The sequence below is a fragment of the Pseudoalteromonas sp. BSi20495 genome (assembly GCF_000241185.1).
GTDB classification, from domain to species: Bacteria; Pseudomonadota; Gammaproteobacteria; order Enterobacterales; family Alteromonadaceae; genus Pseudoalteromonas; species Pseudoalteromonas fuliginea.
Map to the genome: position 1 here is coordinate 1 of NZ_BADY01000037.1, position 7,951 is coordinate 7,951.

The 7,951-nt window shown below is 38.5% G+C and carries 9 protein-coding genes and 1 pseudogene; 3 read left to right on the top strand and 7 right to left on the bottom strand.

Features of this window, described 5'->3' with window-relative positions:
* A pseudogene (locus P20495_RS22435) lies at nt 1-109 on the top strand (transposase); the annotation flags it as partial.
* A gap of 351 nt (nt 110-460) precedes the next feature.
* Here P20495_RS22435 and P20495_RS15085 read toward each other — a convergent pair.
* The 3 genes from P20495_RS15085 to P20495_RS15075 form a co-directional block, all read right to left on the bottom strand.
* Nucleotides 461-1,393 carry an exopolyphosphatase gene (locus tag P20495_RS15085; RefSeq protein WP_007377501.1) on the bottom strand — a complete coding sequence of 311 codons (933 nt, stop codon included), beginning with the start codon at nt 1,391-1,393 and terminating at the stop codon, nt 461-463.
* Between the two features lie 147 nt (nt 1,394-1,540).
* Nucleotides 1,541-2,989, bottom strand: coding sequence for a dihydrolipoyl dehydrogenase (locus P20495_RS15080; RefSeq protein WP_008134684.1), 1,449 nt, complete (start codon nt 2,987-2,989; stop codon nt 1,541-1,543).
* A gap of 54 nt (nt 2,990-3,043) precedes the next feature.
* Nucleotides 3,044-3,772, bottom strand: coding sequence for a glutathione peroxidase (locus tag P20495_RS15075; protein WP_007378719.1), 729 nt, complete (start codon nt 3,770-3,772; stop codon nt 3,044-3,046).
* Nucleotides 3,773-3,884: 112 nt separating this feature from the next.
* Here P20495_RS15075 and P20495_RS15070 point away from each other — a divergent pair, with 112 nt between their 5' ends.
* A complete protein-coding gene (locus tag P20495_RS15070) occupies nt 3,885-4,787 on the top strand; it encodes a LysR substrate-binding domain-containing protein (RefSeq protein ID WP_007378718.1) in 903 nt (300 codons plus the stop codon).
* Here the strand turns inward: P20495_RS15070 and P20495_RS15065 are convergent.
* Complete coding sequence (locus P20495_RS15065) at nt 4,784-5,977, bottom strand: flagellar assembly protein FlgT (protein WP_008134685.1); 1,194 nt, start codon at nt 5,975-5,977, stop codon at nt 4,784-4,786. The two genes, P20495_RS15070 and P20495_RS15065, sit on opposite strands and share 4 nt — an antisense overlap.
* A 130-nt stretch (nt 5,978-6,107) precedes the next feature.
* On the opposite strand from P20495_RS15065, the gene P20495_RS15060 reads away from it, so the two are divergent.
* Nucleotides 6,108-6,566 (top strand): LPP20 family lipoprotein, encoded by a 459-nt coding sequence (locus P20495_RS15060; protein ID WP_007378716.1) that lies wholly within the window; start codon nt 6,108-6,110, stop codon nt 6,564-6,566.
* Nucleotides 6,567-6,611: 45 nt separating this feature from the next.
* On the opposite strand, the gene flgN is transcribed toward P20495_RS15060, so the two are convergent.
* The 3 genes from flgN to flgA form a co-directional block, all read right to left on the bottom strand.
* Nucleotides 6,612-7,043: a flagellar protein FlgN gene (gene flgN, locus P20495_RS15055; protein ID WP_007378715.1), complete on the bottom strand. Its 432-nt coding sequence runs from the start codon at nt 7,041-7,043 to the stop codon at nt 6,612-6,614.
* Nucleotides 7,036-7,356: a flagellar biosynthesis anti-sigma factor FlgM gene (gene flgM / locus P20495_RS15050; RefSeq protein ID WP_008134686.1), complete on the bottom strand. Its 321-nt coding sequence runs from the start codon at nt 7,354-7,356 to the stop codon at nt 7,036-7,038. The genes flgN and flgM overlap by 8 nt, the downstream gene beginning before the upstream one ends.
* A 76-nt stretch (nt 7,357-7,432) precedes the next feature.
* Nucleotides 7,433-7,951: flagellar basal body P-ring formation chaperone FlgA (gene flgA / locus P20495_RS20285; RefSeq protein ID WP_033015281.1), on the bottom strand; the 519-nt coding region annotated here is incomplete at its 5' end.

Sequence of the window (7,951 nt, forward strand, 5' to 3'; positions counted from 1 at the left end):
CGTATTTCACGGTGCAGTAGGGAGGCCCACTTCACAAGTGAGTTACTGTGAAAACTTAAACCGAAAACGGCGAGCGAATATAAGTAACTGCGAAAAGCTACTCGCATAACGTTTAAACAACTCAATAAAAATTAAAACTGCAATGATGCAGCTATTTTCATGCGCGTAATTTAAGTTTAACAGTGATAATGGCTTATTTGGTAATCCCCCCGAAAAATAATAATATAAAAAGAAATGAATTCTTGGTCAAAAAAGTAAATTTAATGACACAATATTATTTGTACAATTAGATAGAGTGGCTGTCCTGTTTAATCAGTTTAATCAGCCTTTTACTTCGAGTATGAGTTCTCCATCGTAATAGCTTTGTAAGTATGCTTTATTATTTTTATACACAAAAAAAGCGAGTAAACGTCAATTTACTCGCTCTATTAATAGTTTAAAAAACGCTAAATTTTAATGTCTAACCATCACTTGTAATTGTATCGATTAACTCACTAAGTACGGCTTCAGCTTGGCTTGTTTCTACTTGGCAAGTGCCGGCATTTAAGTGCCCGCCACCATTATATTTTAAGCATAGCTCGCCAACATTGGTGTTTGAGGTACGGTTGGTGATTGATTTACCAATTGCGTACACTACGTTTTGCTTTTTAAGGCCCCACAGTTTATGAATTGAGATGTTGCAGTTGGGGTACATGGCGTAAATAACAAAGCGGTTGGTAGCGTAAATAGTTTCTTCTTGGGTTAAATCAAGTACCACTAAATTTTTATGGACAGTGGCGCATTGAGTAATTTGCTCTTTTGCTTTTTCGTTATGCTCGTTATATAAAGCAACACGTTCGGCTACATCTTCTATTTGTAGTATTTGTTCAATGCTTTGGTCTTTACAGGCGTCAATGAGTTTCATCATTAATTGGTAGTTTGAAATTTTAAACTCACGGAAACGGCCTAACCCTGTGCGTGCATCCATAATGAAGTTCATTAATACCCAATCTGTTGGGTTTAATATTTCGTCTTTTGAAAACTGAGCAGCATCACCTTTGTCTACGGCGTCCATCATTTCAACTGAGATATTCGGAAATTTTTCAGCGCCACCATAATAGTCATAAACTACACGTGCAGCCGAAGGGGCTTGCGGATCAATAATATGGTTTTTAATGTCGTTTGAGTTACGTACGGTTTCGCTAAGGTGATGATCAAACGCTATATGACAACCTGCAACGTAGGGAAGGTTGGTGGTAATGTCGTTTTCGGTAATGTCTATTTTGCCATCTTGCATGTCTTTTGGATGAACAAACAAAATGTCGTCAATTAGGTCTAAGTCTTTTAAAAGGACGGCGCATACTAGGCCATCAAAATCACTGCGTGTAACAAGTCTAAATTTATTATTGGACATAGCTATTCCATCATTTTAATTGAGTTATCAATTGAGTGTAACAGTAAATATATTATTTGAGAGGTCTGCTTTAAAAAATTTATAAAAATAAAAAGGCCAAAGTAAATACTTTGGCCTTTGTTAGCAAGTGTATGTGCAATGAGCAGTTTATGCGCCTGGGCCACATTCCATACATGAGTTTACAATGTCTGGGCCAAATTTAAGTTTGGCGTTTAAGTCGCGAAGGGCGGTGCGTAAGCCTTCTTCAATTACTGGGTGGTAAAATGGCATATCAAGCATTTGTGGTACGGTCATTTTGTTTTGAACAGCCCATGCTAATAAGTGAGCAATGTGTTCGGCTTGTGGGCCAATAAATTCAGCACCTAAAAATAAGCCTGTGCCTTGCTCTGCGTATACACGCATGTGGCCTTTGTTTTTAAGCATTACTCGGCTTCGGCCTTGGTTTTCAAAGCTCACTTCGCCTACTTCAAAACAACCGCATGGGCCTAATCGGTCAGTAATTTGCTTGTAGCTTTCGCCTACCATTGCTATTTGTGGGTCGCTAAATACAGCTGCAATTTTAGCTCTGCGCAGACCTATACGCACATCTGGAAAGCGCCCTGCATTTTGACCCGCAATAGCACCTTGGTCAGATGCTTCGTGTAGCAATGGGATCATGTTGCTGGCATCACCGGCTATAAATATGTTCGACTCACCACATTGCATTGTGTGTGTGTCTGCGTGCGGTACGCCGCGTTCATCAAGTTCAATACCGGTGTTTTCAAGGCCTAGTTTATCTACGTTAGGTACTCGCCCTGTGGCTGCAAGTACGTAGTCAAACTGTTCGGTGTGTTTTTCACCTTGTTTGTCGGTGTAAGTTAGCTGTGCTTTGTTGCCAACTTGCATCATGTTAGATACGTTTGAGTCGGTATCTACAAAAAATTCTTGAGCGAACACAGTGTTTGCATAGTCTTTTACTACTGGATCTGTAAGTGGGCCAATTGCGCCGCCTACACCAAATAGTTTTACATTTACGCCTAGTCGGCTAAGTGCTTGGCCAATTTCAAGACCTATTACACCAGGGCCAAATACAGCGACTGATTCTGGTAGGTCATCCCAATCAAATACGTCGTCGTTTATAATAAGTTTGTCGCCAAAGTTATTAAATACGCCAGGGTATGAAGGGCGTGAACCGGTGGCAATTACAAAGCGTTTTGCTGTAATAATTGTATGATCGTCTATTTGTACGCGGTTTGTGTCTAAAAATTTAGCGTAACCACGAATTTTATCTCCATCTGGTAATTCATCTACGGCTTCTACTACGAATCCTGCAAAACGATCTCGTTCACTTTTAACGCGTGCCATAACTGCTTTGCCGTCAATGACTGGCTTTGAGCTATGAACACCAAATGCAGGTGCCATTTCAATTGCGTGTGCGGCTTCGGCGGCTGCAATCAATAACTTGCTTGGCATACAACCAACACGTGCACATGTGGTGCCGTATGGGCCTGATTCAATCATTAATACGTTTTGTGTGAACTGTTTAGCATTACGATAAGCACTTAAACCAGCTGTACCTGCGCCTATAACAACAACATCGGTTTGCAATTCTTTCATAGTAGGTATCCTTTATTAAACAGGGGCAATAGGCCCCTGTTAATTTTTACTTAATTAAGCAAAGTATTTTTCTAAATCGTCTGAGCCGCCAATGTGTTTACCACCAATAAATATTTGTGGAACAGTATCACGACCAGATACAGCTTTAAGGCTTGTTAGTGATGCGCCAGCACCCATAACAATCTCTTCATAGGCGAAACCTTTTTCTGCAAGTAGCTCTTTCGCTTTTTTACAGAAAGGGCAGCCAGGTTTAGTAAAGATGCTTACTGGTTCTGGTTTAGCTTGCTTAGGGTTGATGTAGTCAAGCATTGTGTCTGCGTCAGATACTTCAAACGGGTCGCCTGGTAAATCTGGTTCGATGAACATTTTGTCAATTACACCATCTTTAACCAGCATAGAGTATCTCCAGCTGCGCTTACCAAAGCCTAGGTCATTTTTGTCTACTAACATGCCCATGCCGTCAGTAAATTCGCCGTTGCCATCTGGTAATAAAGTAATGTTTTGCGCTTCTTGATGTTCAGCCCATGCGTTCATTACAAAGGTGTCGTTTACTGATAAACATACAATTTCGTCAACGCCGTTTTGCTTAAGTACGCCTGCTAATTCGTTGTAACGCGGTAAGTGAGTTGATGAACATGTTGGTGTAAATGCACCTGGTAGTGAAAACACTACAACCGTTTTACCTTTAAAAATGTCATCTGTTGTTACTGATTTCCATTCGTTATTTTCACGAGTTGCAAATGTAACACTTGGGATTGTTTGACCTTCGATATTGTTTAACATAGTTTTTGTTCCTCTTGATTTGTTGATAGCTATTATGGTGAATAATTAAATATAGTTCCAATCGTTTGTTTGTATTAAACTGATAGCTATAAACTATCAGGTGGAGCTGAATATGAACTTAAAAGATTTCGAATATGTAAAAGCAATCGCGCACTATAAACATTTTCGTAAAGCTGCCGATGCCTGTTTTGTTAGCCAGCCTACATTAAGTGGGCAAGTAAAAAAACTTGAACAAGAGCTGGGTGTTGTTTTATTTGATCGTTCCACCAAGCAAGTTACTCTTACGAGTAAAGGCGCTCGTTTATTGGCGCAAATAGAGCTGATTTTAGAGCAAACACAAATACTGAAAGAATTAGCCGCGACATCAAATGAACCCCTGCAAGGCAAATTAACCATTGGTATAATTCCTACCATTGCGCCTTACTTGTTGCCTGCGTTATTAACATCAATGAAAGCGGCATTTATTGATAGTCAGTTTTCGTTTATTGAGATGCAAACAGCAACAATTTTAGAAGCTTTAAATAATGGCGAACTCGACTTTGCTATTTTAGCCGATGTGCCAGAACTTATTAATTATCATACGGTTGCTCTATACAAAGAAGATTTTTTAGTGGCGGTATCACAAGATAACGCGCTTTCTAAGCATAAAAAAGTGGCGTTAAGCGACCTTCAAGGGTGCAGCCTACTAATGTTAAGTGATGGCCATTGCTTTAAAGATCAAGCCCAAAAGTTTTGTTTTTCTGCAGGAGTCGATGTATCTAATCAGTATAAAGGTAATAGTTTAGAAACATTATTAGCGTTAGTGGCCATGGATGACGGTATTACATTTGTACCAAAGCTTGCTTGCACAGAGCGGGCGGGTATTGACTACATGCCTATATTTCCTAATCAGCAGCGTAATGTGGTATTTGCATGCAGAAAGCATTATCCGCATTTATCTGGTGTAGAACAATTGGGCGAGTGGTTGTCTGCTCACCCTAATTTAAAAGCTAAATTAACTAAAAAGGTTAATTAAAGATCTTGGCTGATTATTTCTACTACATCGTTAATTTGCACGCCAGGTAGTGGTTTGTCATCAATACTGACTGCTACTGCGGTTTGCTGATAAAGCTGCTCAACGCGAATGGTGTTAAGTGTGGTTACTTTATGCGGCATAACATTACCCGCTGCATCCGTTAAGTAATTATGATGTGCAATGCTGAGCAGTTGGCCTTTTTGTAAACCGTGTGCTTTACCTAAATTTAAGACTATTTTGCTGTTTTCAATGTGCATTATTTTACCTTGCGTTGGTAAACACGCCATTGCAGCTTGTATGTCGTAACTTAAAGAGTGATTTATTTCACTTATACTTTGCCCAAAAGGTGATTGCCAAAATCTATCACTGTTTACATCAATTATGGCTGTTTTTTCGAATGGCCAAATTGCTTGGCTTTGATAGCTATTTTGCCAAAGTTGCTCGTACGTTGTGCCATCAAACAATGTTAATTCTATTTGGTAGCTACGCTGGTAGCTTTCATCTTGCCAAAACGCATATTCACTATTGAGTTTATTACTGGTCGATAGGTTTGTTATTTGGCTTAATAAAACATATTGAGCGTTGCTGCGAGTTGCAATTTCTTCTAACTGGGCAGTGGAGTAATCATGTTGTTGAGTAAAATATTTATCAACTTTGATAGCGTTTTTGTAATAGGCAACAGGTATTGCACTCATTTTTGATTTTTGCAGCGCCGAAAAAATATTTTTGCTAACCGCTTTATCTATGTCAAAAATTTGACCCATTTTTGCTTGCTCGCGATGATTAAGCTGGCTTTGGGTTACAGCTAAAAATTTATTAAAGCTGTTTTGCGGGCATTGTTCTGTTTGAGCGAAAATGTCTAAGCGCAGTGTGATTGCAAATTTATCGTCGTATTTATTTTCGCTTATAAGCTCAATTTTTTGAATTTCACCGTGACTACTGATTTTAAGTTGATCTTGCATTAACACGCCATCTACCAAGGTTTGCACTGAGCTTACTCTTGCGCCTGAAAATACTAAAGCTTGGGTTATTGCGTCTTTTATAGCGGCAGATTTGGCTGCGCTCATATCCCCATTTTGAACAAGTGCGTGCCCAGTCGATTCATACCACTGCGCTTTTGTGAAAGGTGAAAACGTTAATAAAGCAGTTGCGCTTAATCCTACAAATACTGATGATAAAAACGATTTCATACACTTACTCCAATTAAACTTTAGCTAGTAGTGTGTTTAGAGCAAGGACTATACCAACGTTGTTTTTAATACTATAAATGGCATTAAACGTGCATATAGTTACATAATTAGTTTATTAGGACGATGTACAATGCGAGCAATATCATTATCTATCACACTGGGGTGCTTAGCACTAAGTGGTTGCAGTAGCGTGTTTGATAAACATGTTGAATATAAATATGTAGCGCCAAATAATTACCCTATTATAAAAGCGATTGGTTATGCGCCTATCAGCTTGCAAAAGGGCGTTAACAGTTCGCAAAAGCAACTAATGGCTATTAAAGCGTCAAAGCTGGAGGCTTATCGAGAATTAACAGAACAAGTTTACGGGCAAAAAATTACCGCCGGAACTACTGTTGCAGGCTCAATAGCGCAAGATGACTATTTACAAAGTAAAGTGCAGGGGATTATAAAAGGGGCGCAAGTAATTAAAACGTATGCTGTAGATGATACTTATGTAACTGAGCTTGAATTAAATATGAAACGTGTTCACGATTTATATATAGGTGAAGTTAAACCTCGAGAAGTAAAGAAAGTAACGTATTACTAAATTTATTTAATTAGGGATGATGACTTTTTATTATACCCAATCAATCTAGGCTTTTAGGTTACGTACAAGTTGGCTGTTGGTGTTTACTTCGCCACCGGCTTGATCGTATGTAGTTGAGGAAGGAGCACCAATTAAAATCTCTTTCAATTGTTTAACGCTCAATTGAGCTTGATGCGCCGCATGTGCATTTACATCATTTTGTTTTTTACATTTTTCAAGTTTACTACGCACAATGGAAATTAAATCAGGAACTTCATCTGACAGTTCGTCGTTATTAGCAATGAGTTTGTTTAATTCTTTATCAAGAGAATTTAACTTAGTTAAAAAAGGCATTTTTTGTTGAGCAATTTCTTTCAAACCTTCGCCACGTCGAGACGCAATCGCGGTCAGCTCATCATTTAATAAGGTGGCTAATGAATCTAAGCATTTTCCTTGCTCGTTCAGCTTGACGATAATTAAACTGTTATGATCAGCCATATACGTCAAACTCGAAACTAGCTAAGTTTTTAGCTAACTTTTCATTGTCAATTTGGTACTTACCTTCAGTAATTGCTTTTTTTAGTTCTGAAACTTTATCACTGTCGAAACCAGATGATTGCTGCGCTTTTTCTTGCAACGTTTTTAATTCTTTCGCTTGCGGCGTTAGACTTACTGAGTCACTGGCGGCCTTAGGTGAAGCAGACTGAAGTGATTGCGTATTTACATTATCTCTTTGTAAATCAACTTTTTGTTGCTTAGCATTAGCTAAAGCAGCAGTTTGTTGATTACCTGAATTAACTTGACTGACCATAATAATAAACCTGTATATTACCCAACTTATGCCAACATATCGGCACCTACGAAGAATACTTTAGCATAATTTTGAATTAAATGTTTACCTGCACCGACTCTACACCATCCACTCGTGCATTTAAAACTTTACCCGTTTTTTTGTTTTTAACACGTATTTGTTCTCCAATTGTTCCGTCCTCTAAAGCAACTCCCGTTGTCTTTATTTTCAACCCTCTAAGGTTAGCTAAAATGTTTACAGAATCACCTTTGCACACCATACATATTTGGTTAAGTAATATAGGCATCCCGCTTCTTATGTTGCGTTTGCTCCTACTTCCAATAAGTATTTCTGGGTTATCTAAATACTGCATTCTAACAAAATGTGTTGGTTTCATTTCAATACTTAAGTGAGAACTTGTTATTACTTCACCTCGCACTAAATTTGCGTTAGCGATCACAACAGGTGCCATTTCAACTATTCTTACATGCACGTACTGAGACCAATTTTGAGTATCGTTACATTTTATTTGTAATGTAACTTGTCGATTAAATGGCGGCTCACTTGGGATTAGTAACTCGAGCGCATTTTGACAGGTTCGATCAGGAATACGACT